This is a genomic window from Lentzea kristufekii (assembly GCF_033949925.1).
Lineage (GTDB): Bacteria > Actinomycetota > Actinomycetes > Mycobacteriales > Pseudonocardiaceae > Lentzea > Lentzea kristufekii.
The window spans coordinates 645,727-669,476 of the sequence record NZ_JAXAVV010000002.1 but is presented as its reverse complement, the minus strand read 5'-3'; the positions used below and the strand labels follow the sequence as shown (position 1 = coordinate 669,476).

At 69.1% G+C, this 23,750-nt stretch carries 25 protein-coding genes, 1 pseudogene and 1 riboswitch; of the genes and pseudogenes, 11 read left to right on the top strand and 15 right to left on the bottom strand.

Annotation, left to right across the window (positions count from 1 at the left end; all coding sequences use genetic code 11):
• Window positions 1-59: 59 nt before the first annotated feature.
• Window positions 60-557 carry an NUDIX hydrolase gene (locus SK571_RS06730; RefSeq protein WP_319983144.1) on the top strand — a complete coding sequence of 166 codons (498 nt, stop codon included), beginning with the start codon at window positions 60-62 and terminating at the stop codon, window positions 555-557.
• Here SK571_RS06730 and SK571_RS06725 read toward each other — a convergent pair.
• The 5 genes and pseudogenes from SK571_RS06725 to SK571_RS06705 form a co-directional block, all read right to left on the bottom strand.
• Entirely contained in the window at window positions 544-879 is a 336-nt protein-coding gene (locus SK571_RS06725) for an antibiotic biosynthesis monooxygenase family protein (protein WP_319983143.1), read from the bottom strand. The two genes, SK571_RS06730 and SK571_RS06725, sit on opposite strands and share 14 nt — an antisense overlap.
• 13 nt (window positions 880-892) lie before the next feature.
• Window positions 893-1,771, bottom strand: a complete 879-nt coding sequence (locus tag SK571_RS06720; RefSeq protein WP_319983142.1) for an aldo/keto reductase — start codon at window positions 1,769-1,771, stop codon at window positions 893-895.
• Between the two features lie 73 nt (window positions 1,772-1,844).
• Window positions 1,845-2,900, bottom strand: a complete 1,056-nt coding sequence (locus tag SK571_RS06715; RefSeq protein WP_319983141.1) for a glycoside hydrolase family 5 protein — start codon at window positions 2,898-2,900, stop codon at window positions 1,845-1,847.
• A 96-nt stretch (window positions 2,901-2,996) separates the two neighbouring features.
• Window positions 2,997-3,752 (bottom strand): ABC transporter permease, encoded by a 756-nt coding sequence (locus SK571_RS06710; RefSeq protein WP_319983140.1) that lies wholly within the window; start codon window positions 3,750-3,752, stop codon window positions 2,997-2,999.
• 53 nt (window positions 3,753-3,805) lie between these two features.
• A pseudogene (locus SK571_RS06705) lies at window positions 3,806-4,450 on the bottom strand (ABC transporter ATP-binding protein); the annotation flags it as partial.
• Between the two features lie 111 nt (window positions 4,451-4,561).
• Here SK571_RS06705 and SK571_RS06700 point away from each other — a divergent pair.
• Together SK571_RS06700 and SK571_RS06695 are read left to right on the top strand one after the other, a co-directional pair.
• Complete coding sequence (locus SK571_RS06700; protein ID WP_319983139.1) at window positions 4,562-5,629, top strand: sensor histidine kinase; 1,068 nt, start codon at window positions 4,562-4,564, stop codon at window positions 5,627-5,629.
• Complete coding sequence (locus SK571_RS06695) at window positions 5,626-6,255, top strand: response regulator transcription factor (protein ID WP_319983138.1); 630 nt, start codon at window positions 5,626-5,628, stop codon at window positions 6,253-6,255. The genes SK571_RS06700 and SK571_RS06695 overlap by 4 nt, the downstream gene beginning before the upstream one ends.
• On the opposite strand, the gene SK571_RS06690 is transcribed toward SK571_RS06695, so the two are convergent.
• Window positions 6,252-6,776, bottom strand: a complete 525-nt coding sequence (locus tag SK571_RS06690) for a hypothetical protein (RefSeq protein ID WP_319983137.1) — start codon at window positions 6,774-6,776, stop codon at window positions 6,252-6,254. The genes SK571_RS06695 and SK571_RS06690 overlap by 4 nt on opposite strands.
• Window positions 6,777-6,878: 102 nt before the next feature.
• Window positions 6,879-8,678 (bottom strand): proteasome ATPase, encoded by a 1,800-nt coding sequence (gene arc, locus SK571_RS06685; RefSeq protein ID WP_093587965.1) that lies wholly within the window; start codon window positions 8,676-8,678, stop codon window positions 6,879-6,881.
• Window positions 8,679-9,392: 714 nt separating this feature from the next.
• Here arc and SK571_RS06680 point away from each other — a divergent pair.
• The gene (locus tag SK571_RS06680; protein ID WP_319983136.1) at window positions 9,393-10,256 is read left to right on the top strand and encodes an Rv0361 family membrane protein; all 864 of its coding nucleotides are present in this window, start codon (window positions 9,393-9,395) and stop codon (window positions 10,254-10,256) included.
• 40 nt (window positions 10,257-10,296) lie between these two features.
• Complete coding sequence (locus tag SK571_RS06675) at window positions 10,297-11,181, top strand: hypothetical protein (RefSeq protein WP_319983135.1); 885 nt, start codon at window positions 10,297-10,299, stop codon at window positions 11,179-11,181.
• A 63-nt stretch (window positions 11,182-11,244) separates the two neighbouring features.
• Here the strand turns inward: SK571_RS06675 and SK571_RS06670 are convergent, their stop codons facing one another.
• The 3 genes from SK571_RS06670 to SK571_RS06660 all read right to left on the bottom strand — a co-directional run bounded on the left by SK571_RS06670 (window position 11,245) and on the right by SK571_RS06660 (window position 13,611).
• Complete coding sequence (locus SK571_RS06670) at window positions 11,245-11,547, bottom strand: hypothetical protein (protein ID WP_319983134.1); 303 nt, start codon at window positions 11,545-11,547, stop codon at window positions 11,245-11,247.
• Between the two features lie 105 nt (window positions 11,548-11,652).
• Entirely contained in the window at window positions 11,653-12,480 is an 828-nt protein-coding gene (locus tag SK571_RS06665; protein WP_319983133.1) for a tRNA (adenine-N1)-methyltransferase, read from the bottom strand.
• 12 nt (window positions 12,481-12,492) lie between these two features.
• Window positions 12,493-13,611, bottom strand: a complete 1,119-nt coding sequence (locus tag SK571_RS06660; RefSeq protein ID WP_319983132.1) for a site-2 protease family protein — start codon at window positions 13,609-13,611, stop codon at window positions 12,493-12,495.
• Window positions 13,612-13,778: 167 nt separating this feature from the next.
• On the opposite strand from SK571_RS06660, the gene SK571_RS06655 reads away from it, so the two are divergent.
• From SK571_RS06655 to SK571_RS06645, 3 genes are all read left to right on the top strand, one after another.
• Entirely contained in the window at window positions 13,779-14,624 is an 846-nt protein-coding gene (locus tag SK571_RS06655) for a RecB family exonuclease (protein WP_319983131.1), read from the top strand.
• A complete protein-coding gene (locus SK571_RS06650) occupies window positions 14,624-15,394 on the top strand; it encodes a thioesterase family protein (RefSeq protein WP_406601946.1) in 771 nt (256 codons plus the stop codon). Before SK571_RS06655 ends, SK571_RS06650 begins: the two co-directional genes overlap by 1 nt.
• A gap of 72 nt (window positions 15,395-15,466) precedes the next feature.
• On the top strand, window positions 15,467-16,108 hold the full coding sequence (locus SK571_RS06645) for a phosphoribosyltransferase (protein ID WP_319983130.1): 642 nt from the start codon (window positions 15,467-15,469) through the stop codon (window positions 16,106-16,108).
• Here SK571_RS06645 and SK571_RS06640 read toward each other — a convergent pair.
• From SK571_RS06640 to SK571_RS06630, 3 genes are read right to left on the bottom strand one after another with little or no spacing between them, the layout of a single operon-like run.
• Window positions 16,042-16,353, bottom strand: a complete 312-nt coding sequence (locus SK571_RS06640; protein WP_319983129.1) for an antibiotic biosynthesis monooxygenase family protein — start codon at window positions 16,351-16,353, stop codon at window positions 16,042-16,044. The genes SK571_RS06645 and SK571_RS06640 overlap by 67 nt on opposite strands.
• Window positions 16,350-17,210: an ATP phosphoribosyltransferase gene (gene hisG, locus SK571_RS06635; RefSeq protein WP_266035005.1), complete on the bottom strand. Its 861-nt coding sequence runs from the start codon at window positions 17,208-17,210 to the stop codon at window positions 16,350-16,352. The genes SK571_RS06640 and hisG overlap by 4 nt, the downstream gene beginning before the upstream one ends.
• Before the next feature lie 14 nt (window positions 17,211-17,224).
• Entirely contained in the window at window positions 17,225-17,488 is a 264-nt protein-coding gene (locus SK571_RS06630; RefSeq protein ID WP_089912086.1) for a phosphoribosyl-ATP diphosphatase, read from the bottom strand.
• 98 nt (window positions 17,489-17,586) lie between these two features.
• Here SK571_RS06630 and SK571_RS06625 point away from each other — a divergent pair, with 98 nt between their 5' ends.
• From SK571_RS06625 to SK571_RS06615, 3 genes are all read left to right on the top strand, one after another.
• Window positions 17,587-18,246 carry a (2Fe-2S)-binding protein gene (locus tag SK571_RS06625; protein ID WP_319983128.1) on the top strand — a complete coding sequence of 220 codons (660 nt, stop codon included), beginning with the start codon at window positions 17,587-17,589 and terminating at the stop codon, window positions 18,244-18,246.
• Window positions 18,247-18,294: 48 nt separating this feature from the next.
• Window positions 18,295-18,469: riboswitch (cobalamin riboswitch) on the top strand.
• A gap of 33 nt (window positions 18,470-18,502) precedes the next feature.
• Entirely contained in the window at window positions 18,503-18,691 is a 189-nt protein-coding gene (locus tag SK571_RS06620; RefSeq protein WP_319983127.1) for a CbtB domain-containing protein, read from the top strand.
• A 20-nt stretch (window positions 18,692-18,711) separates the two neighbouring features.
• Window positions 18,712-19,467, top strand: a complete 756-nt coding sequence (locus SK571_RS06615; protein ID WP_319983126.1) for a CbtA family protein — start codon at window positions 18,712-18,714, stop codon at window positions 19,465-19,467.
• A gap of 44 nt (window positions 19,468-19,511) precedes the next feature.
• Here the strand turns inward: SK571_RS06615 and SK571_RS06610 are convergent, their stop codons facing one another.
• Both SK571_RS06610 and metH read right to left on the bottom strand, forming a co-directional pair.
• On the bottom strand, window positions 19,512-20,138 hold the full coding sequence (locus tag SK571_RS06610; protein WP_319983125.1) for an HAD family hydrolase: 627 nt from the start codon (window positions 20,136-20,138) through the stop codon (window positions 19,512-19,514).
• A gap of 37 nt (window positions 20,139-20,175) precedes the next feature.
• Complete coding sequence (metH, locus tag SK571_RS06605; RefSeq protein ID WP_319983124.1) at window positions 20,176-23,715, bottom strand: methionine synthase; 3,540 nt, start codon at window positions 23,713-23,715, stop codon at window positions 20,176-20,178.
• Window positions 23,716-23,750 lie beyond the last annotated feature (35 nt).

Here is a 23,750-nt window from a genome sequence, read left to right as displayed (position 1 = left end):
ATCAGCGGGCGTCGGACTGGGGTAGCAGGCTCGCGTACGACCACAGGAGGACACCGGGGATGATCAACCTCTACGACGAGGCCGCGAACGTGATCGGCGAGGTGACCCGCGAGCGGATGCGCGCGGAGAACCTCTGGCACGGCTGCGTCCTGACCGTGGTGTTCTCCGGCGACGGCGAACGGGTCTACGTGCACCGCCGCACGGACACCAAGGACATCTTCCCCGGCCTGTACGACTTCTCGGCGGGCGGCGTGATCGACGCGGGCGAGACCCCGGACGAGGCGGCGGTCCGCGAGCTGCGCGAGGAGCTCGGGATCGAGACCCCGCTGACCCCGCTCTTCCGGACCACCTACGTCGACGAGCTGACGCGCTACCACGCGTGGGTCTACGAGACGCGCAGCGACGGCCCGTTCATCCACCAGCCCGAGGAGGTCGCCTGGGGCGGGTGGATGAACGTGGCCGAGCTGCGCGGCAAGATCGAGGACCCCGGCTGGCCGCTCGTGCCGGACGGCCGCGCGATCGGCCGGGAATGGCTGCGCGGAACTAAGAACGCGTGAACGTGTGGCTGCGCTCGACCTTCGCCACGTGCAGCGTGTAGCTCTGGTACCAGCTGTCCCGGCCGCGCTTCTGCGCCGCCCGGTGCTCCAGGTCGGTCCGCCACCGCATGAGTGCGTCCTCGTCGCGGAAGTACGCGACGGTGATGCCGAGCCCGCCGGGGTTCTGGGCGTGGTCCATCCCCAGATAGCCGGGGACGTCCTTCACCAGTTCCTCCATGCGCGCGTTGGTCTCGCGGTAGCCGCTCTGGTCGTCGGTCCGGACGGTGGTGAAGACAACCGCGTAGTACGGGGGTTCGAAAGCCTCGACGGGCGCATCGCTCACGGCGCCACCGTAACTAGTTCCAGGTGAGCCCGGAACGGATTTTCCAGTACTGGTCGGCGGGCTCGGCCAGGTCCGGCAGGTCGGCGTCGATCCGCAGCGCGTCCACATTGGACAGCAGCTGCTCCGGGCTCGCCGCGCCGGACAGCACGACGTCCGCCCACGGCTGCCGCACGATCGCCGCCAGGGCAACGGCGTCCGGCCCCACGCCCAGCGCCTTCGCCTGTGCCGCAACCGCTTGCGGAGGCTCCACGACGAGCCGTCCGTTGGCCACGCCCTCCTTGACGATCACGCGCAGCCCGGCGTCGTGCGCCTCCCGCAACGCCTCCCCCGCGGAGGTCTCCAGGAGGTTCCAGGTGGACTGGACGGACCCGAAGATGCCGAGGTCCAGTGCTTTGCGGATCGTGTCGGCCTGCCGCGGCCCCGACGTCGAGAAGCCCAGCGGCACGCCGATCGAGACCATCGCGTCCTGCAGCGCGCGATCGGCGAACAGCGGGCTGTCGGCCGTCAGCGAGTGCACCTGGTAGAGCGAGACCCGTGGCAGCAGAGCCGAAGTCTCCTGCCACTGCCGGCTGAACCGCGCGAGCGAGTGCTCCTTGACCTCGTGCACCTCGGCGTCCGGCCGCCAGTCCGCGGTGTAGGCGTAGCCCCACTTGCTGGAGACCGTCACGTCGTCGTGGCCGGGCAGCCACGACGACAGGAAGTCCTCCGACAGCCCGTACGAACGAGCCGCGTCGACCCAGCGGATGCCCAGTTCGTAGGCCGTGTCCAGGACGCGATGGCACTGCGCCCGCATGGACTCGACATCGCGCACGGCGGGGAGCGCGCCCTCACGCCCGAGATTGATGTACGCGGGACGACCGAGCGAGGCGAGACCGAGTGCGAGTTGACCCATGCCGACAACGGTAAACGGCGGCCCCGGAGGACCGCCGCTCACGTGACCCGCCGGGGCCGGTCGTTCAGCCAGATCAGAAGTCGTCGGCCGTGCGGATGTGGTTGCGCACCCACTTGCCGGCGTCCTTCAGGGGACCCTCACCGGAGAAGCTGCTCCCGGAGCACGTGCCGCTCTTGAACACCGCGCCGGTCCGCTGGTCGTCGGAGAAGTTCCAGTTGGTCCAGGAGATCTTCGCCTCCTTCATGAACGCGATGAACTTGTTCGTCATGGTGAAGTCGTTGGGACCGTCACCGGAGGCCTCCTGCGAACCGAACTCGGTGACGAAGACCGGCACCTGGCTCGAGACCGTGCGCAACGCGTTGAGGTACGAGTCGCGGTGGTCCTTCGCGTAGAAGTGGAACGTGTACATCAGGTTCGAGGCGTTGACCTTGTTCTGGCTGACCTCGTTGATGTTCTTGCCGTCGGACAGGCCGAACGTCGACCAGCCGTGCGTGCCGACGAGCACGAGGCTGTCCGGGTCCTCCGCGCGGATCGTCGGGATGACGGCCTCCGCGTAGGACTTGACCCGCGACCACGACACGCCGTTCGGCTCGTTGGCGATGTCGTAGATGATGTTCGTCTTGTCCTTGTGCCGCTGCGCGATCTCCTTGAAGAAGGTCTTGGCGCGCGCGGTGTTGTGGTTCGGGTCGCCCGGCGAGAGCTGGTGCCAGTCGACGAGCGCGTACAGGCCGCGCTTCGTGGCCTCCTCGATGTACCCGTGCACCATGTCGGTGAACTTGCGAGGGTTGGTCTCGTAGCCACCTTCCTGGATGTACATCGAGATGCGGAGGACGTCCGCCTTCCAGTCGTTGGCGAGTGCGTCCAGGGACGCGGTCTTCACGCACTGGGAGTACCACTGGATCCCGTGCGTGCTCATGCCGCGCAACTGGATCTGCTTGCCGTTCTTGTTGCACAGCTTGACGCCACAGACCTTGAGCTGACCGTTGACCGCCGCGGGCGAACCCGGCGGCAGCGCGGCAGCGGCGAAGTCCCCCTCGGGAGCGGCGGCGACGGAACTGCCCGCCATCACACCGGTCAGCGGGAGCACGACTGCCGCGGCGAGCGCCACCACAGACTTCTGCCAAGACATACAGCGTCTCCTCTCGGACTGCTGGCGGCGGATTAGTTAGGTAAGTTTCCTTACCGTTAAAGGTACAGACGACCATAGGGCCGCCCCCGGAGCGCGTCAAGCGTCTCGTCGCAGAAGAGTCACAGTTCCGGTACCGAGAGTCACCAGTGCGTAAAAGATCAAAACTGCGACCGCGGCAGGCGGACCCAGCGGCGGGTCTTCGACGACGCCCGCGACCTCCCACACCAGGTACGGCACCATCACCGCAGACGCGTCCATGTTCCACGGTTCCGGCAGCATCGGCGTGATCGCGGGCAGACCCCACAGCAGCACGCCCACCACGACGATCGTGACGGCCGTCGACCTCACCGCGAGACCGATCCCGAGGCCGGCCAGGCCTGTCACCAGGATCGACAGCGCGGCGGCCCCGGCCCACGGCAGCACGTCGCCCAGGCCGTCCCAGGGCGCGATCGGTGGCGGCCGGTCCCCCATGATCAGCCAGCTGCCGCCCACGCTGAGGGCGAGCGTGACGACGCCGATCACCACGGCCGCGGCGGCGACGAGCGCGGTTTTGGCGGCCAGCAGGCGTTTGCGGTCCGGCACCGCGGTCAGCGCGGTCAGCCTCGGGTCGGAGGTGGCGACCAGGGCGCCGAGCGCGGCGACGAGGAACTGGACGACCGGCGTGATCACCACGCTGTTGTCGGCGGACGCGAACCGCGCCTGTTCGGCGGCCGGGGACGTGTCGTAGTCCTGGACGATCAGCCACGACAGCAGCGCGCCCGCGACCACCATCAGACCGACGGCGCAGACCAGCCCGTACGGCGCGCGGACGGTCCGGAGTTTCAGCCACTCCGCGGCGAGCGCGTTCTTCACAGTCCCCTCCCGGAGGTGAGTTCGAGGTAGGCGTCCTCCAGCGAACCGTTGCGGGTCAACGCCTCCATCGGCGTCTCCTTGACCAGCCGTCCTCTTGCGACGATCACGACGTGGTCCGCGGTCAGCGCCATCTCGCTCATCAGGTGGCTGGAGACGAAGACCGTGCGGCCCTCCTTCGCGAGCCCGCGCATCAGGTCGCGGATCCACCGCACACCCTCGGGGTCGAGTCCGTTCACCGGCTCGTCGAACATCAGCACCTGAGGATCGCCGAGCAGGGCAGCCGCGACGCCCAGCCGTTGCTTCATGCCGAGCGACAACGCCCTGATCCGCTTGTGCCGCACGCCTCCCAGGCCGACCTGTTCCAGCAGCTCGACCGCGCGCTTCTCGCTGATGCCGTTGCTCGCGGCGAGCCAGCGCAGGTGGTCGAGCGCCTTGCGGCCGTGGTGCACGGCGGCGGGGTCGAGCAGCACGCCGACGTGCCGCAACGGCCGGTCCAGGTCCTGGTAGCGCCGACCGGCGATGAGGGCCTCACCACCCGTGGGCCGGTCCAGGCCGAGGATCATCCGCATCGTCGTGGACTTGCCGGCGCCGTTCGGGCCGAGGAAGCCCGTCACCAGTCCGGGGTGGACGGTGAACGACAGGCCCTCGACCGCCGTCGTGTCCCCGTATCTCTTCGTCAGGTTCCGCACCTCGATCATGCGGAAGAGAGTGGGCCGAATCCTGCGGGAAGGGATCGGCCCGTGCTCCGATCCCCGGAATCGGACCGTGGTCCGAGGCGGTTCGGACGCACGCTCGTTACCGTCGTCGTCGTGATCGCAAGACTGCACCTCTACCTGGTCGACGTGACCGCGGCGCTGGTGATCGGCGTTCTCGTCGGCTACGCGATGCTGGAGCACCAGGACAAGCCGTGGTGGCTCGTCGTTCCCGGCACCCTCCTCGTCGCGCTGCCCGTCGCGGTCCGCCGGATCTGGCCCGTGACGGCACTGGTGGTCACCACGGCCGCCACGGCGGCGGTGGTGGTCGGCCAGGTGCTGCCGACGGAGGCACTCGGCGCCCCGGTCGGAGCCGTGTGCTTCGCGCTCTACACCGTGGCCGTCGAGCGTTCCCGGACCTGGTCGCTCGCCGGACTCGCGGGCGCCGTGGTCGCGATCTCCGGCGTCTCCGGCGGTGAACCGGAGAACGTGCTGGTCGTCCTCGCGGCGACGAGCGCCGTCTGGGTCATCGGCTACACGACCCGGATGCGGCGGTCGTACTTCGCACGGGAGTCCGCGCAACAGGCCGAACAGGCCCTCTCCGACGAACGCATGCGCATCGCCCGCGAACTGCACGACGTGGTGGCGCACAACCTCTCCCTGATCACCGTGCAGGCCGCGAACGCCGCACACGTGCGGTCACCCGAGCACGCGTACGAGGCGTTGCGGGTGATCTCGGAGACGAGCAGGGCGGCGCTGACCGAGATGCGCGGGCTGCTGGGCGTGCTGCGGTCCGACGCCGACCTGGCACCCTCCCCCGGCCTCGACGGGCTCGCGGATCTCGCCGACCGCGCGTCACTCGCGGGTGTGCGCGTCACGCTGGACGTGCGCGGTGACACCGCTGTGCCGGAAGGCATCGGGCTCTCGGCGTACCGGATCGTGCAGGAGGCGCTGACGAACGTCGTGAAGCACGCGGCACCCGCGTCGTGCACGGTGCTGGTAGACGTGACACCGGAAGCCGTCCGCGTCGAGGTGGCGGACGACGGGCCTGGGGTGAAGGAGCTCGGAGTGGGGCACGGACTGATCGGCATGCGCGAACGCGTGGCCGTCTACGGCGGCACGTTCAGCGCGGGCCCCGGTCCCGAGGGTGGTTTCCGGGTCGTCGCGGAACTGCCGCAGCGATGATCCGCGTGCTGATAGCCGACGACCAGGCGTTGCTGCGCGCCAGCTTCCGGATGCTGGTCGACCACGAACCGGACCTGACCGTGGTGGGCGAGGCCGGCACCGGCGCCGAGGCCGTCGCGCTGGCGTCCGAACTCGAGCCGGACGTCGTGCTGATGGACATCCGCATGCCCGAGATGGACGGCATCGAGGCCACCCGGCTGCTGGACGGGCCGCGCGTGCTCGTGCTGACGACGTTCGACCTCGACGAGTACGTCTTCGGGGCGCTGCGCGCCGGCGCCTCAGGTTTCCTGCTCAAGGACACGCCACCCGCCGAGCTGCTGGCCGCGATCCGCGTGGTCGCGTCCGGTGAGTCGCTGCTGTCGCCGACGGTCACGCGCCGGCTCATCTCGGAGTTCGTCCGGCGTCCCGCCGCGCCCGCCGTGCGCGGGCTGGAGCGCCTGACCGAGCGGGAGAAGGAGGTGCTGCTGCTGATCGCCCGCGGGCGGTCCAACGCGGAGATCATGGCCGAGCTGCACGTCAGCACCGGCACCGTGAAGACGCACATCGGGAACCTGCTGGCGAAGCTGCACGCCCGCGACCGCGCCCAGCTCGTGATCGCGGCCTACGAGTCCGGCCTGGTCCGCTAGATCATGACGTCTTGCAGGAGGTGGCCGCCCGCGTCGTAGGCCCGGATCCGCACGGAGGTGATCTTCTCCGGCACGTGGCAGAGGAAGACCTCGCCGTACAGCTCCGCCCTGACGGCCTTCCCGCTGGGCAGCACGAACTCGAGGACGGCGACCCCGGGAGCGACCCGCCCGACCTCGACGCTCTGGTCGTCCCAGACCAGGCCCGTGCGGCCGGCGACGTAGTAGGTGCCGTGCTCGTCGGTCTTCCCGGTCGACTGGCCGTGCCCTGAACCGCTGACGGTGCAGACGATCAGCTCGCTGTCGGTGACACCCACCTCCAGGACGCTCTCCCTGAGCATCTGCAGGGTGCCGGCCCGATATCCGGGCGGCCGCTTGCAGTTCTCGTCCGCGATGGCGCGCATCGACTCGATCGACAGCGGAGCCGGTCTTCCGGGAACGACGGCGGGGTCCGCCACGTCGCGGGCGTAGGCCAGCGCGGTGACGATCGCGAGCGCTCCCAGCACGTGCCACGTGGCTCTCATGATTCCCCCGGATCTCCGGCGAGTCTAGGACGCCGAACGCCGGGAGATGCGCGAAACCGCCCCGGCCGTGTGCAGCGACCGGGGCGGTTCGGTGAAGCGGTACTACAGGTACGTGCCGGTGTTCGTGGCCGTGTCGATCGCGCGGCCGGCGTCCTGGTTCTTCCCGGTGACGAGCGTGCGGATGTAGACGATCCGCTCGCCCTTCTTGCCCGAGATGCGAGCCCAGTCGTCCGGGTTCGTCGTGTTCGGCAGGTCCTCGTTCTCGGCGAACTCGTCGAGGATGGCGGCCTGCAGGTGCCGGACGGAGAGTCCGGGCTGCTTGGTGTCCAGCAGCGACTTGATCGCGGCCTTCTTCGCCCTGTCGACGATGTTCTGGATCATGGCACCGGAGTTGAAGTCCCGGAAGTACAGGACCTCCTTGTCACCGTTGGCGTAGGTGACCTCCAGGAACCGGTTGTCCTCGGACTCCTCGTACATGCGCTCCACGGTGTGCTGCACCATGCCCTCGATGCAGGCCTTCGGGTCCCCGCCGAACTCGGCGAGGTCGTCGGCGTGCAGCGGGAGGTTGGGCGTCAGGTACTTGTTGAAGATGTCCTTCGCGCCCTCGGCGTCCGGTCGCTCGATCTTGATCTTCACGTCGAGGCGGCCGGGGCGGAGGATCGCCGGGTCGATCATGTCTTCACGGTTGGAGGCGCCGATGACGATGACGTTCTCCAGGCCCTCGACGCCGTCGATCTCGGCGAGGAGCTGGGGCACGATCGTCGTCTCGACGTCGGACGACACACCCGAACCACGGGTGCGGAAGATCGAGTCCATCTCGTCGAAGAACACGATCACGGGGGTGCCGTCGGACGCCTTCTCACGAGCCCGCTGGAAGATCAGGCGGATGTGCCGCTCGGTCTCACCGACGAACTTGTTGAGGAGCTCGGGGCCCTTGATGTTGAGGAAGTAGGACTTGGCCTGCTTGTCGGTCTCGCCGCGGATCTCCCGCACCTTCTTGGCCAGGGAGTTCGCCACCGCCTTGGCGATGAGCGTCTTGCCGCAACCGGGAGGGCCGTAGAGCAGCACGCCCTTGGGCGGGCGCAGCTCGTACTCGCGGAACAGGTCGGCGTGCAGGAACGGCAGCTCCACGGCGTCGCGGATCTGCTCGATCTGCCTGGAGAGGCCACCGATGTCGCTGTAGTCGATGTCCGGGACCTCCTCGAGCACGAGGTCCTCGACCTCGGCCTTGGGGACCCGTTCGTAGGCGAAACCCGCCTTCGAGTCGACCAGCAGCGAGTCGCCGGGCTTCAGCGGCGAGTCGAGCAGCGGCTGGGCGAGCCAGACCACCCTCTCCTCGTCCGCGTGGCCGACGACCAGCGCGCGAGAAATGGTGTCCAGACCATCGTCGTCGGTCAGCACCTCCCGCAGAGAGCAGACCTCGCCGGAACGCTCGAACCCGCCGGCCTCGACGACCGTCAGCGCCTCGTTGAGACGCACGGACTGGCCGTAGGCGATCTTCTCCGGCTCGACCGCGGGGGACACGGCTACGCGCATCCTGCGGCCGGACGTGAAGACGTCCACGGTCCCGTCGTCGAAACGTGCCATGAAGACGCCGTACCCGCTGGGCGGTTGCGCCAGCCGGTCGACTTCCTCACGCAGCGCGAGCAGCTGGCTTCGTGCTTCGCGGAGGGTGTCTATGAGCTTCGTGTTTCGCTCGGTCAGCTGGCTGACGCGCTCTGTCGCCTCAGCCAAGCGCTGCTCGAGCAACCGCGTGTGCCGCGGGGACTCGGTCAGCTTGCGACGCAACGACGCGATCTCGTCCTCTAGGAACCTGATCTGCGCAGTCAGCTCAGCAGAATTGTTGCCTTGGTTCAGCTCGCCACCCTCATCGGGTTGGCTGCCGGGATGACCGTGCTGCATGTCGGCACCCTCCTCCCGTGTTCGTACCGATTACGGTACCGGCGATCACCGACAAAATGGGGTACTCACAACATCATCTTCGCTCGTGTGGTGCAACGGTGAGGCCTCCAACAGAGGTCAACTGCTCCATCTCGGTGTCCGGTTCGACCTCCTACCCGCTACGGTGCGTTCCAGAAACCACGACCGGCGTTTCGCATCGCGACACGCCAGACGACCTGCGAGAAGTCCGAGGAGAGGGTCATGGGAGCACCAGGGCGGCAGCCCGGTCCCCACGGTCCGCGACCACCCTCGGACGATCACCGACACGTCTGGTACGGCTCACGGCCCGGCGACGGGCGGCAATCCGCCATCGTCCCACCAGGTGGACCAGCGATTGGTCCGTTCGGTGGTCACGCACCGCAACCCACCCCGTTCGTGTCCGTCGGAGGACCCGCTCGAGCGGGGCTCCGTTGCGACCGGAGGGCGTGCCGCCAACCGGGTGGTTCCACCGACGCGACCGGCGCACCACCCCGACAGCGCAGTGCATCGCACTCGATTCCCGGTGGAGTTGCCACAATCGTTATCAGACACGGCCTTCGCGCGACCAGATCGCGACTCCAGGGCGTGTGCATGACCACTCACGGGTGTCGATAGACGCCATTCGCCCGCGAGTTACCGGGTGAAGCACCACAATGTCCAGAGAAAGATCACCTCATCCACTTCGGGGGAGTTTCGATGACCTACCCGCCGCAGCAGCCCGGTCCCTACGGGCAGCAGCCGCAGCCCGGTGGGCCGTACGGGCAGCAGCCGCCGCAGCAGCCGGGTCAGGGCCAGCCCGGTCACGGCCAGCCGCAGCAGCCCGGATACGGCCAGCAGCCGCCACCGGGATACGGCCAGCAGCCCGGTCAGTACGGCCAGCCGCAGCAGGACCCGTTCGGCCAGCAGGGACCGCAGAGCGGTGGCTTCCCCCAGCAGGGCCAGTACGGCCAGCAGCAGCCCGGTCAGCCGGGCCCGTACGGCCAGCAGCCCTACGGTCAGCAGCCGTTCGGCCAGCCCGGCGGGTTCGGCGGTCCGCCGCCCAAGAAGAGCAACACCGGCCTGATCGTCGGTGTCATCGTCGGCGTGCTGGTGCTCCTCGGAGGTGGCATCACGGCGGCCGTCATGCTCACCGGCAACGGCTCCAGCAGCTCGTCGCCGAACGCGGGTTCGAGTGACAACGGCGGCAGCAGCAGCGATGACGCCGCCGAGGTCAAGAACGTCGCGAAGGAGTACTTCGCGATCAACAACGACATCGAGAAGGCCTCGAAGCTCGCCTGCAAGGAGGTCATCGACGAGGCCAAGGAGCTGCAGGAGCAGTTCAAGGACCTCCCTCCCGAGCAGCGGAAGGCGGCCGAGGAGCTGGCCAAGACGCTCAAGCCCAAGGTGACGGTCGGCGACGTGGCCGTGTCCGGCGACCAGGCGACCGTGAAGGTCAAGATCGAGATGTCCTACCAGGGCCAGAGCAAGGTCACGGACACCGAGGTCAAGTTCAAGAAGATCTCCGGCGACTGGAAGTACTGCACGCTCACCAAGGACGCGCAGGTCCAGCCGCCCAAGTGACATCTCGCCAGATCCGCGACTCATCTTCGGGGGAACTTCCATGACCTACCCGCCACCGCAGCCTGGGCCGTACGGGCAGCAGCCGCCCCAGCAGCCGGGGTACGGCCAGCAGCCCGGCCAGCCTCCGCAGCCCGGGTACGGCCAGCAGCAGCCGGGGTACGGCCAGCAGCCCGGCCAGCCTCCGCAGCCCGGCTACGGCCAGCAGCCACCGCCCGGCCAGTACGGTCAGCCGCAGCAGGACCCGTTCGGCCGGCAGGGACCGCAGAGCGGCGGCTTCCCGCAGCAGGGCCAGTTCGGTCCGCAGCAGGGCCAGTACGGTCCGCAGCAGGGCCAGTACGGCCAGCAGCCGTTCGGCCAGCCCGGCGGGTTCGGCGGTCCCCCGCCCAAGAAGAGCAACACCGGCCTGATCATCGGCGTCGTCGTCGGCGTGCTGGTGCTCGTCGGCGGTGGCATCACGGCCGCGGTCCTGCTCTCCGGTGACTCGGGCAGCAGCAACACCGCGTCGACGAACACGAACACCAACGCGGAGCCGACGGGCGGCAGCTCCACGAAGCCGGCCGCGCCGTCGTCGAAGAGCCCGAGCGGCGGTGACAGCGACGCCGAGGACGTCGCGAAGGAGTTCACCGACAGGATCATCAAGGGCGTCCACGCGGGCAACGGCACCCCGAACGACGTCAAGGACCTGGTGTGCGCGGCGGAGTTCCCCAAGATGAAGCCCCAGAGCTCCGCACCGAACCCGAGCGTCAAGGCCACCGTGTCGGAGGTCAAGACGTCGGGCAGCACCGGCACGTTCAGGCAGAGCATCACCGGGCTCCAGGACCCGAACAACCCGGGCAAGGTCCAGTCGGGCGCCATCATCTACAAGCTGTTGAAAGAGGGCGGCGACTGGAAGGTCTGCGGCATCGACAAGCTCGAGGGCAACTGACCTGACGCAGAGAGGGCCGCTGCGCACCTGTGAAGTGTGCAGCGGCCCTCTCATGTCATGCGGTCAGTTCTTGGTCACGCTGGACCCGACCGCGCGGTCGGGTTCATAGCAGTAGGCCCTGGACAACTGGTTGGCACCAACCCATGGTCCGCTGATGTAGTAGTACCGGAACGAGATCGGCGAGTAGCAGAGAAGCTCGATGCGTTGGACGCCCGCGTTGCACTCGGACTGTCCCCAACCACGCCCCAGGTGCTGGTTGTAGGTCTCGACCGCCGACGAACACCCAGTGGGATCCGCGCTGGCAGGTGGGGCGAGGAACGTGGTCAGGACAAGGGCGGCCGACACCGCCACAGCGACTTTCCGCAAGGTGATCCCCCAGGATTCTTGGTTCGGCTGTGAGCCACGAAGGAGACCAGAGTCCCCCGGTCCGCCGCAGCCGAACGATGATCTTTGTCCGAAAGTGGACACGGGTCAGCCCTTGCTGGGGCGGCGCTGCGGCCTGGGCGCCGTGACGCCCTCCGCGAGCCTGCGCGTGGTCAGCAGGAACGCGGTGTGCCCGATCATCCGGTGCTCCGGCCGCACGGCGAGGCCGACGACGTGCCACGGGCGGACGAGCGTCTCCCACGCGTGGGGCTCGGTGAAGCACGTCATCTCGCGCAGCGCCTCGGTGACCACCGAGAGCTGCGTGGTCGTGGCGACGTAGACGACCAGGACGCCGCCGGGGATGAGGTTCTTCGCGATCGTGGGCAGCACCTCCCACGGCGAGAGCATGTCGAGGATGACCCGGTCGACCTCGCCCTCGTGGTTCTTCACGTCGTCGACGGTGATCGACCAGTTGCCGGGGCGCTCGCCGAAGAACGTCTCGACGTTGCGGATGGCGTGGACCGCGTGGTCCTCGCGCACCTCGTAGGACTGGACGCTGCCCTTCTCCCCCACCGCGCGCAGCAGAGAGCACGACAACGCGCCGGAGCCCGCCCCCGCCTCCAGAACGCGCGCGCCCGGGAAGATGTCGCCGTACATGCAGATCTGCGCGGCGTCCTTCGGGTAGATCACCTGCGCGCCACGCGGCATCGACAGCACGTAGTCCGGCAGCAGCGGGCGCAGCGCCAGGAAGTTCGTGCCGCCCACCGACTGCACCACGGAGCCTTCCGGCTGCCCGAGGAGCAGGTCGTGCGGGATGGCGCCGCGGTGGGTGTGGTACTCCTTGCCGGGTTCGAGGACAACGGTGTAGTGCCGCCCCTTGGGGTCGGTCAGCTGAACCCGGTCGCCCGGTTGGAACGGTCCACTTGCGCTAATCACCGCGCAATGGTGTCAAACGCCCTTCTCAATGGCCGCACGCAGGTCCTCCCTGTGCAGCACACCCGCCGGTCGGCCCTCCAGGTCGACGACGAGGAACTGCCACGCGGCGGTGCCCTGAACGCGTTCGACGATCTCCTCGCCGGGCTCGTCGGCGAGCAGCACGGTCTCGGGCAGGATCCGCTCCGCCGCCTGCTCCGCGGGCGCGAAAGGGCTTTCCGCAGCGAGTTTCTCGGCCATCGCGGTGTCGAGCAGTCCGGCCGCGACGCCGTCCGCCCGCACCAGCACCACACCCCGCCCGGCCGAGGTGCTCAGCGCGTCCGCGACGGGGCTTTCGGCCGGCAGCTGGAGCACCGGGCGGATCAGGTCGGCGAGGGTCAGACCGGGGGGCCAGGTGCGGCGGCGTTCGCTGGCGAGTTCGCTCCTAGCGCCTACGACGACGCCCCACGCCGTCAGCACGCACACGCCGAAGCGCAGCCAACGGTCTTCCGCGCCTTCCGCGACGCCGTACAGCGCCCACGCCACCAGTGCGATGGCCACGGCGATACCACCGACCACGGCGACACGCGTGCCCGTCGCCCGTTGGCCGGTCATGGCCCACACGCCGGCCCTGACGATCCGGCCGCCGTCCAGCGGCAGGCCGGGCAGGAGGTTGAAGACGGCGACGGCGGCGTTCGCGGCGGCGAGCTGGAAGACCAGCACCCACACGACGCCGTCCTGGTTCATGACCATCGCGCCGATGCCGAACATGATCGCCAGCACCACGGACACGGCCGGACCGGCGCCCGCGACCGCACCCTCGTGGCCGGGTTTGCCGGGTGTGCGCATGATCTCGGTGGACCCGCCCAGCAGGAACAGGTGCAGTCTCCTGACCGGCAGGCCGAGCCGCAGCGCCACGACGCAGTGGCCGAGCTCGTGCGCGAGCACCGACAGCCCCAGGAAGAGCGCGAGCAGCACGGCCATCAGCAGCCCGACGCCGGGCGCCGTGCCGGGAGCGAGGTCGTCGACGAACGGGGCGTAGAACGCCACCACGATCGCCGAGCCGATCCACCACGACGGCGCGAGCAACACCGGGATGCCCGCCACCCGGAACAGCAGCAGGCCGCCCACTCGATCACTGATCCGCGCGGCCACGGAAGCACTCTAGAGGGGGTGGTGTGATCTCGCGGTTCGGTGCGAATCACCCAAGGCGGGCACTGCTTCGTGCGCACGTCTTCGAGACCGGCGCTCACCGGCTTCGGGCGGGCGGTACCCAGGTGGCGCTCCCGGGATTGTCAGACCCCTGTCCTAGGGTGCGAACCATGAGCACCACGTTGCGCAGGCCCGCGCTCTCGCCTTCCCGGGCAGGGGACTTCAAGCAGTGCCCGCTGCTCTACCGGTTCCGCGCGGTCGACCGGCTGCCGGAGAAGCCGACGAAGGCGCAGGTGCGCGGCACGGTGGTGCACGCGGTGCTGGAAGACCTGTTCGCGCTGCCCGCGGCCGAGCGGGTGCCTGACCGTGCGCGGTCGATGATCACGCCGGCCTGGGAGCGCGTGAAGGCCGAGCGCCCGGAGTTCGCGACGCTGTTCGAGGTCGAGGGCAGCGAGGAGGAGGCGGAGTGGCTGGCGTCCGCCACGAAGCTGCTCGACGGCTACTTCGGCCTGGAGGACCCGCGGCGCCTGGAGCCGGAGTCGCGCGAGCTGCTGGTGGAGTCCGAGCTGCCGTCCGGTGTGCTGCTGCGCGGCTACATCGACCGGGTGGACGTGGCCCCGACGGGTGAGATCCGCGTCGTGGACTACAAGACCGGCGCCGCGCCCCGTCAGGTGGGCGAGGCGAAGGCGTTGTTCCAGATGAAGTTCTACGCCCTGGTGCTGTGGAAGCTGCGCGGCGTCGTCCCCCGCCAGCTGCGCCTGATGTACCTCGCCGACCGCCAGGCCCTCGCCTACACCCCGGACGAGTCCGAACTGGCCCGCTTCGAGCGCACCCTCGACGCGATCTGGCAGGCCATCATGCGGGCCGCGCCGACGGGCGACTTCCGCCCCAACCCGAGCCGCCTGTGCGACTACTGCGACCACAAGGCCTTCTGCCCGGCGTTCGACGGCACCCCGCCGCCCTACCCCGGCTGGCCGGAGCCGGACGACACCGAGCCGCTGCAGGACCGCGACTGATGCCGGCCTTCTACCTGCCGCTGGACGAGACCACGTTCCGCTCCACCGAGCACACCGTCGGCCCGTGGGGCCCGGACAGCCAGCACCTCGGCCCGCCCTCGGCGTTGCTGGTGCGGTCGCTGCTGGCACTGGGCAACCCGTCGTCGGCCTTGGCACGCGTCACTTTCGAGGTGCTCGGCCCCGTCCCGGTGGCCGACCTGACGGTGTCCACCTCGATCGAACGCCCGGGCCGCTCGGTCGAGCTGCTGGCGGCATCGCTGTCCCACGAAGGCCGCACCGTGCTCGCGGCACGGGCGTGGCGCATCGTCGACTCGGACACGACTTCGGTGGCGGGCGGCGAGGTTCCCGCGCTGGCACCGCCCGAGTCCGCCGTGCCGATGGAGATCCCCGAGCACTGGGGTGGCGGTTACCTGGCCGCCGTCGAGTGGCTTTCCGTGTCGGGCGGCATCTTCACACCGGGCGACGCACAGGTGTGGGCCCGCCCGCGCGTGGCCGTGGTCGAGGGTTCCGAGCCGTCACCGGAGGAACTGCTGTTCTCCGTGGTCGACTCGGCGAGCGGCGTCTCGTCCCGTGTGGACATTCGCAAGTGGTACGCCATCAACACGGACCTGACCGTGCACCTGCACCGCCGCCCCGTCGGCGAGTGGGTGGGGATGGACGCGCGGACGACCATCGGGCCGGACGGCGTCGGGCTCGCGACCAGCGTGGTGCACGACGTGGCCGGGCCGGTGGGCACGACGGCGCAGGCGCTGTTCGTCCGCGAACGCTGACACCCACGAGACGCGACTGGTCCGCGTCGCCCTGTCCGACAGAACAGGAAAGGGCGTAGCGTCAGCGGAACTGTGAAGAGGTTCGCGAACCGGCAGGAAGCGGGCCGCGCCCTCGCCGCGCGACTCGCGGACCTCCCGTGGCACGACCCGCTGGTCCTCGGTCTCCCGAGAGGCGGCGTCCCGGTGGCCAAGGAGATCGCACAACACCTCAACGCCGAACTGGACGTCGTAGTAGCACGCAAGATCGGCGCCCCCGGCCACCCCGAGTACGGCGTGGGCGCCGTCACCGCGGACAGCGAGCCCATCTACGACCCCGGGGTGCTCAGAGCCCTGAACCTCACCGAAGAGCAGCTGGGCCGCACCTGCGACGAAGAACGCGCCGAAGCCCAAAGGCGCACGGCCCTCTACCGCGGCGACAAACCGCTCACCATAAGGAACCGCGACGTCATCCTCGTGGACGACGGCCTGGCCACCGGCGTCACCGCCAGAGCAGCGCTCCACTGGATCGCCCAGCGCGAACCGAGGAGCGTCACCCTGGCCGTCCCGGTAGCCGCGCGAGAGTCCCTCGACACCTTCAGGACGAGAGTGATCGCCGTCCTCACGCCGAAGCGCTTCCAGGCCGTGAGCCGCTGGTACGAGAGCTTCGATCAGACCACGGACGAAGAGGTGCTCAACGCGCTCTCGAAGTGCGACACGACCGGGAACGGCGAGTAGAAGCGGTGCAGCAAGGCCGACCACCGCTCGTACGAAGGCCCCTGCCGGAAGCCGACGGTGTGCGACTCGACCGTGTCCCAGCGCACGAGCAGCAGGTAGCGCGACGGCGTCTCCAGGCAGCGCAGCAGTTCCAGGCCGCGGAAGCCCGGCGAGGCGGAGATCAGCTCCCGCGCCTCGCCGAACGCCCACTCGAACTCCTCGGCACCACCCGGCAGCACGTCCAGCAGGGCGTGCTCGGTGATCACAGCCGGCAGAACCTGATGTCCGAGGCCAGCACGGCCTTGGCGCCGATGGCGGCCAGCTCGTCCATCACCTTGTTCGCCTCCTTGCGCGACACCATCGCCCGCACGGCCGCCCAGTCCGGGTTGGCCAGCGGCGCGACGGTCGGTGACTCCAGGCCCGGGGTCAGCGCGATCGCGGCGTCGAGGAGGGAACGCGGGCAGTCGTAGTCGAGCATCAGGTACTGCTGCGCGAACACGACGCCCTGCAGACGGGCCGTCAGCTGCTTCTTGGCGGCCGTGAGCTCCGAGCCGTTGCGGTGGATCAGGACCGCCTCCGACTCGCAGATCGGCTCGCCGAACGCCACCAGGTCGTGCTGGCGCAGGGTGCGGCCGGAGCCCACCACGTCGGCGATCAGGTCGGCCACGCCCAGCTGGATCGAGATCTCCACGGCGCCGTCGAGGCGGATCACCTTGGCGGTGATGCCGCGGGCCTTGAGGTCGCGGCCCACGAGCTTCGGGTACGCCGTGGCGAGGCGCTTGCCCTCCAGGTCGGAGACCTTCCAGTCCGTGCCGCGGGGCCCGGCGTAGCGGAAGGTCGACGAGCCGAAGCCCAGCGCGAGCAACTCCTCGACGGAGGAGCCGTTGTCGTCGGCGCCCGAGTCGGCGGCCAGGTCCCGGCCGGTGATGCCGAGGTCGAGGTCGCCGGACGCCACGTAGATCGCGATGTCCTTGGGACGCAGGAAGAAGAACTCGACCTCGTTGTTGTTGTCGAGCACGGTCAGATCGCGCGGCTCGTGCCGCTGCCGGTACCCGGCCTCGGTGAGCATGGCGGAGGCGCGTTCAGCGAGCGCGCCCTTGTTCGGGACTGCAACGCGCAGCATGTGAAAGTCTTCCGTCAGAGGTACTTGTAGACGTCTTCGAGGGTGAGGCCACGGCCGAGCATGAGCACCTGGAGGCGGTAGAGCAGCTGCGAGATCTCTTCGGAGAGCTTCTCGTCGGACTCGTACTCGGCGGCGATCCAGACCTCGCCCGCCTCCTCCAGGACCTTCTTCCCCTGCGCATGGACCCCGGCCTCGAGCGCAGCGACGGTGCCGGAACCCTCCGGCTTGGTGGCGGCTCGTTCGGTCAGTTCAGCGAACAGGGAATCGAAGGTCTTCACGGCACGACATCCTCCCATCCCGCGGACCCCCGTCCACACCGCGGTCGCATCTGTCCCAGGCGGTGGACGTGATCTGTCCTGCAGAGACACTCGGTAGCGTGAACTTCGTGTCTGAGTTCGCCGAGGTACTCGAAGCGCTGCGCCGGGTGCGCGGAATCAATCCCTTCTTCGCCCTCGACGTGGGCCGCCCCGACGAATCCTGGTCGCCGGGAACGGCACTGCTGGAGGGCCCTGCGCTCAAGACCACGATCGATGCCATCGCGAACCGGTACAAAGCCGACGAACCGCGCGTGGCGGCGAGCCTGTTCTTCCTCAGCTACACGGCACGGCTGCTCAGCCCGCTCACGGCCGCGAACATCCCGATCGACGTCCGCCCGGAGAACCTGTGGTGGCAGCACCACCCGACGAACGGCCTGAGCGTCCGCATCGACCAGCCGCGGCTGGGCCCACAGGCCGCGGAAGCGCTCGAACCGGTGGTGGAGGCGATCCAGCGGGTCACCCCGGTGGCACGCGGACTGCTGTGGGGCAACGCCATGTCGAACATCGCGGGCGCGCTCAAAATGGTTGTTCGCGCACGGATGCTCACCGCCGAGGAAGCGGAAGAACGAGGCGAACGGCTCATGAGCGCGCCGCCGTTCGAACAGGCGGGAGAATTCATCACGTTCCCCGGCGAGGTCACGTTCCGGCGCAGGAGCTGTTGTCTTTACTACCGCGTCGCCGCAGGTGGGAAGTGCGGTGACTGTCCACTCGTGAAGTGAGGAACGCAACAACTCTTATGGCCGGTTGTGCTTAACGGGCCGATCAACTTACGGTGCACGCGCCGCAGTGACGGGAAGCCGGTGAAAATCCGGCGCGGTCCTCGCCACTGTGACCGGGAAGCGATCCCCGCCGAGCACGTCACTGGTCCCCGCCGGGACTGGGAAGACGCGGGGGCAGCGTTGATCCGGGAGTCAGGAGACCGGCTGCGGCGCCGCAAGGAGAGTTGACCTTCCACGAGGTATGGAGGAGCCCGTCATGACGAGCCCCGCAGCAAGCCTGTCCGCCGTCCGCGTGCCCAAATGGGCCTTCGCCGTGTCACTGCTCGGCCTGATCGTCACCTACCTGGTCCTGCAGGAGAACGGCCTCGCGCTCGGCGCGGGTTCCGAGATGCTGCACGAGTTCTTCCACGACGGGCGCCACGCGCTCGGCGTTCCGTGCCACTGATCCGATCCCGGATCAGGCACATGACGACGTACAGGTCTCTGGCGCTGCGCGGAGTCGCGGCCGGCGGTATCGCCGGTGTCGCGTCCGCGCTGGTGCAGCTCCTGGTGACCGAGATCCCGATTCGTGCCGCGCTCGCGGTCGAGGAGGCACGGGCACCCGCCGGTGAAGAAGCCGGCCACTCGCACGGTGGCGGCGACGAGCTGGTCGGCCGTGGCGCCCAGGTCGTGGGCGGCATGCTCGGCGTGGTGATCGTCGGCATCGCGGTGGGCCTGGTGTTCGCCACGGCCTACGCGCTGTCGAAGCGCTGGTTCACCGGCAGCACGCCGTTCAGCCGCAGCTTCGCGTTCGGTGCCGCGGTGTTCGGTGCCGTGGCACTGCTGCCGTGGCTCAAGTACCCCGCCAACCCGCCCGCCGTGGGCGACCCGACGACGGTGAACTACCGGACCGCGCTCTACCTCGGTGTGGTGGTGGCCGGTCTGGTGATCGTGTGGGCCGCCGGCTGGCTCGCCGAACAGCTGCGCGCACAGTCGCAGCCGGTGCGGACGACGGCCGTGCTCCTCGCGGTGGCCGCGGCCACCGCGGCGGTGCTGCTGGCGTTCCCCGCGCCGCCGGACACGATCCCCGCGGACATGCCGGTGAACGTGCTGTGGCAGTTCCGCCTCAGCTCGCTCGCCCAGCTCGCCACGCTCTACGTCGGCATCGGCGTGGTGTTCGGCCTGCTGATCGACCCGGCCACCCGCAGGGCCAAGGCCGCCGAGAAGGCCGCAGTCGCGTGACGGTGCGGTGGTGGCCGCAGCAGTGGCCACCACCGCACCACCGGCTAGAGAGCCTTCAGCACGTCGACGTCCACGCCCACGAGGGAGTCGCGGAAGATCCGCCGCTCCCCCGCCTCGACCTCGACGTCGCACGGCACGACCAGCACGGTGCACCCGGCGGCGACAGCCGCGGCCACCCCGGTGGGCGAGTCCTCGATCGCGACGCAGCGCGCCGGGTCCACGCCCAGCAGCCGGGCCGCCTTCAGGTACGGCTCGGGCAGCGGCTTGTTCAGCCCGTCCACCTCGTCACCGCACACGGTCACGTCGAACAGGTCCCGCCCGATCGTGTCCAGCGCGACCTCGGTCAGCGAGCGCTCGGTCGACGTCACCAGCGCCATCGGCACACCCGACGCGCGCACGGCCCGCAGGGCCTCCTGGGCGCCCGGACGCCACGGCAGACCGGCGCGGAACACCTCTTCGGTGCGGCGCGAGATCCACGCGGCGCCGTCGGCCATGTCGGCCTCGGTGGGCTCGATGCCGACGTCGGCGAACAGCAGGCGCATCGTGGTGGGCACGTTGCTGCCGACCATGCGTTCGCGGGTCTCCAGCGACAGGACGCCGCCGAGCTTCTCCGCGTACTCGTAGAGCGGGATGTCCCACAGCTTCTCGGAGTCCAGCAGCGTCCCGTCCATGTCCCACAGGACACCGTGAAGATCAGGCACAGCCAGGTCAGACATTGAAGTACTTCGCCTCCGGATGGTGCGCCACGAAGGCGTCGGTGGACTGTTCCGGGTGTAGCTGGAGTTCCTCGGACAGCGAGACCCCGATGCGCGACGGCTCCAGGAGCTCGACGATGCGCCGGCGGTCTTCCATGTCGGGGCAGGCGCCGTAGCCGAACGAGTAACGCGCACCCCGGTAGCCGAGTTTGAAGTACTCCTCGACGTCGGCCGGGTCCTCGGCGGCGACAGTGCCGCCCGTCGGCCACACGAGTTCCTCGCGGACCCGCTTGTGCCAGTACTCGGCCAGCGCCTCGGTGAGCTGGACCCCCAGTCCGTGGACTTCCAGGTACTCACGATACGCGTTCTTGGCGAACAGCTCGTTCGCGTGGTCGGCGATCGGCTGCCCCATCGTCACGAGGTGGAACGCGATCACGTCGACCTCGCCCGACTCCCGCGCACGCCAGAAATCGGACAGGCAGAGACGTCGATCCCTCTTCTGGCGCGGAAAGGTGAACCGGAAGCGCTCGGCGGAGTCCGCCGCCGGCTCCTCCAGGATCACCAGGTCCTCGCCGTCGGAGACGCACGGGAAGTAGCCGTAGACGACGGCGGCGTGGGCAAGAACACCTTCCGTGGCAAGGCGTTCCATCCAGTAGCGCAGGCGCGGGCGGCCCTCGGTCTCGACCAGCTCCTCGTAGGTCGGGCCGCCGCCGCGCGCGCCCTTCAGGCCCCACTGGCCCATGAACGTCGCACGCTCGTCCAGCAACGCCGAGTACTCCGCGACCGGGATGCCCCTCACGACCCGGCTTCCCCAGAACGGCGGAGCCGGGATCGGGTTGTCGACGGCCACGTCGGAGCGACCGGCCACGACTTCTTCTTCCCCCGCAGCCGCTTTGCGGGCCGCCGCGATGCGCAGCGACCGTTCGCGACGGGCCTTGCGCTCCAGAACCTTCGCCTGGGTCTCGGAATCCACCATCGGGGTCTCGCCGCGCTTGGCCGCCATGATCGCGTCCATCAGCCGCAGGCCCTCGAAGGCGTCACGGGCGTAGCGGACTTCGCCGAAGTACATCTCCGTCAGGTCGTTCTCGACGTACGCCCGTGTCAGGGCCGCGCCGCCCAGCAGCACCGGCCACCGCGCGGCGACACCCCGGGAGTTCATCTCCTCGAGGTTCTCCTTCATGATCACGGTCGACTTGACCAGCAGGCCGGACATGCCGATCGCGTCCGCGCGGTGCTCCTCCGCGGCCTCCAGGATCGTGTTGATCGGCTGCTTGATGCCGATGTTCACGACCTCGTAGCCGTTGTTGGACAGGATGATGTCGACGAGGTTCTTGCCGATGTCGTGGACGTCGCCCTTCACGGTGGCGAGCACGATCCGGCCCTTGCCACCGTCGTCGGACCGTTCCATGTGCGGTTCGAGGTGGGCGACGGCGGTCTTCATGACCTCGGCGGACTGCAGCACGAACGGCAGCTGCATCTGGCCGGAGCCGAACAGTTCGCCCACGGTCTTCATGCCGGCGAGCAACGTGTCGTTGATGATCTGCAACGCCGGGCGCTCGTCCAGCGCGGCGTCCAGGTCGGTCTCCAGGCCGTTGCGCTCGCCGTCGACGATCCGGCGCTGCAGGCGTTCGAACAACGGCAGCGCGGCCAGTTCCTCGGCGCGCGAAGCGGAGTTCGACTTCGTGGTGACGCCCTCGAACAGCTCCATGAGCTTCTGCAGCGGGTCGTAACCCTCGCGGCGGCGGTCGTAGACCAGGTCCAGCGCCACCGCGCGTTGCTCGTCGGGGATGCGCGCCATCGGCACGATCTTGGAGGCGTGCACGATCGCGGTGTCGAGGCCCGCCTGGACGCATTCGTGCAGGAACACGGAGTTCAGCACCTGGCGCGCGGCCGGGTTGAGTCCGAAGGAGACGTTCGACAGGCCCAGAGTCGTTTGCACGTCCGGATGACGGCGCTTGAGCTCGCGGATCGCCTCGATCGTCTCGACGGCGTCGCGGCGCACCTCCTCCTGGCCGGTGGAGATCGGGAACGTCAGGCAGTCGACGATGATGTCGTTGACCCGCATGCCCCAGTTCGTCGTCAGGTCCTCGATCAGCCGGGTGGCGACGCGGACCTTCCACTCGGCCGTGCGGGCCTGGCCCTCCTCGTCGATGCACAGCGCCACGACCGCCGCGCCGTGCTCGGAGACGAGCCGCATGATCTTCTGGAAGCGGGAGTCCGGGCCGTCGCCGTCCTCGTAGTTGACCGAGTTGACGGCACTGCGGCCGCCGAGGCACTCCAGACCGGCCTGCAGCACCGCCGGTTCGGTGGAGTCGAGCATGACCGGCAACGTCGACGCGGTGGCCAGCCGCGAGGCCAGGGCACGCATGTCCGCCTCGCCGTCGCGGCCGACGTAGTCGATGCAGAGGTCGATCAGGTGGGCACCCTCGCGCGTCTGGTCGCGCGCGATCTCGATGCAGTCCTCCCACTTCTCGGCGAGCATCGCCTCGCGGAACGCCTTGGAGCCGTTGGCGTTCGTGCGCTCACCGATCATCAGCACCGAAGCGTCCTGTTTGAACGGGACGGCCTGGTACAGAGAGGACACACCCGGCTCCGGTCGCGGCCGGCGCGACGACGGGCCGAGGTCGCGCACCGCGTCGGCCACCTGGCGCAGGTGCTCGGACGTCGTGCCGCAGCAGCCACCGACGAGCCGCGCGCCGAACTCGCGGACGAACCCCGCCAGCGCCTGGGCCAGTTCCTCCGGCGACAACGGGTAGACCGCGCCGTGGGGGCCCAGTTCGGGCAGTCCTGCGTTCGGCATCACCGACAACGGGATGCGCGCGTGCTTCGAGAGCGTCCGCAGGTGCTCGCTCATCTCGGCGGGACCGGTGGCGCAGTTCAGCCCGATCAGGTCGATGCCCAGCGGCTCCAGCGCGGTCAGCGCGGCGCCGATCTCCGAGCCGAGCAGCATCGTGCCGGTCGTCTCCACGGTCACCTGCGCGATGATCGGCACGAACCGGCCCTCGGCCGTCATCGCGCGCTTGGCACCGATGATGGACGCCTTGGTCTGCAGCAGGTCCTGCGAGGTCTCGACGATGATCGCGTCCACCCCGCCGACGAGCAGGCCCTTGCACTGCTCCTGGTAGGCGTCGCGCAACGTCGCATAAGGAGCGTGGCCGAGCGTCGGCAGCTTCGTGCCGGGACCGACGGACCCGAGCACGAACCGGGGGTTCCCGGACGTGGCGAACTCGTCCGCCACCTCCCTGGCCAGAGCGGCACCGCGCTCGGACAGGTGGAAGATCTGGTCCGGAATGTCGTACTCGGCCAGATTCGCGAGATTCGCACCGAAGGTGTTCGTTTCCACGGCATCGCAGCCGACTTCGAGATAACCGCGATGCACCGCCTTCACGACGTCCGGGCGGGTGACGTTCAGGATCTCGTTGCAGCCCTCGAGACCGTTGAAGTCGTCGAGGGTGAGGTCAACGGACTGAAGCATCGTGCCCATGGCCCCGTCAGCGACGACAACACGGTTCACCAGCGCTTCCAGCAACGGCGACTCTCCGCGATCACGCATGGGCCAAGCCTACGATGAGTTGACTGACCGAACCC

Excerpts from the sequence above, each read along its gene's own strand:
- SK571_RS06730 (WP_319983144.1), top strand. The coding sequence starts at position 60 with ATGATCAACCTCTACGACGAGGCCGCGAACGTGATCGGCGAGGTGACC.
- SK571_RS06720 (WP_319983142.1), bottom strand. The coding sequence starts at position 1,771 with ATGGGTCAACTCGCACTCGGTCTCGCCTCGCTCGGTCGTCCCGCGTAC.
- SK571_RS06715 (WP_319983141.1), bottom strand. The coding sequence starts at position 2,900 with ATGTCTTGGCAGAAGTCTGTGGTGGCGCTCGCCGCGGCAGTCGTGCTC.
- SK571_RS06695 (WP_319983138.1), top strand. The coding sequence starts at position 5,626 with ATGATCCGCGTGCTGATAGCCGACGACCAGGCGTTGCTGCGCGCCAGC.
- SK571_RS06690 (WP_319983137.1), bottom strand. The coding sequence starts at position 6,776 with ATGAGAGCCACGTGGCACGTGCTGGGAGCGCTCGCGATCGTCACCGCG.
- arc (WP_093587965.1), bottom strand. The coding sequence starts at position 8,678 with ATGCAGCACGGTCATCCCGGCAGCCAACCCGATGAGGGTGGCGAGCTG.
- SK571_RS06680 (WP_319983136.1), top strand. The coding sequence starts at position 9,393 with ATGACCTACCCGCCGCAGCAGCCCGGTCCCTACGGGCAGCAGCCGCAG.
- SK571_RS06675 (WP_319983135.1), top strand. The coding sequence starts at position 10,297 with ATGACCTACCCGCCACCGCAGCCTGGGCCGTACGGGCAGCAGCCGCCC.
- SK571_RS06655 (WP_319983131.1), top strand. The coding sequence starts at position 13,779 with ATGAGCACCACGTTGCGCAGGCCCGCGCTCTCGCCTTCCCGGGCAGGG.
- SK571_RS06650 (WP_406601946.1), top strand. The coding sequence starts at position 14,624 with ATGCCGGCCTTCTACCTGCCGCTGGACGAGACCACGTTCCGCTCCACC.
- hisG (WP_266035005.1), bottom strand. The coding sequence starts at position 17,210 with ATGCTGCGCGTTGCAGTCCCGAACAAGGGCGCGCTCGCTGAACGCGCC.
- SK571_RS06620 (WP_319983127.1), top strand. The coding sequence starts at position 18,503 with ATGACGAGCCCCGCAGCAAGCCTGTCCGCCGTCCGCGTGCCCAAATGG.
- SK571_RS06615 (WP_319983126.1), top strand. The coding sequence starts at position 18,712 with ATGACGACGTACAGGTCTCTGGCGCTGCGCGGAGTCGCGGCCGGCGGT.
- SK571_RS06610 (WP_319983125.1), bottom strand. The coding sequence starts at position 20,138 with ATGGACGGGACGCTGCTGGACTCCGAGAAGCTGTGGGACATCCCGCTC.
- metH (WP_319983124.1), bottom strand. The coding sequence starts at position 23,715 with ATGCGTGATCGCGGAGAGTCGCCGTTGCTGGAAGCGCTGGTGAACCGT.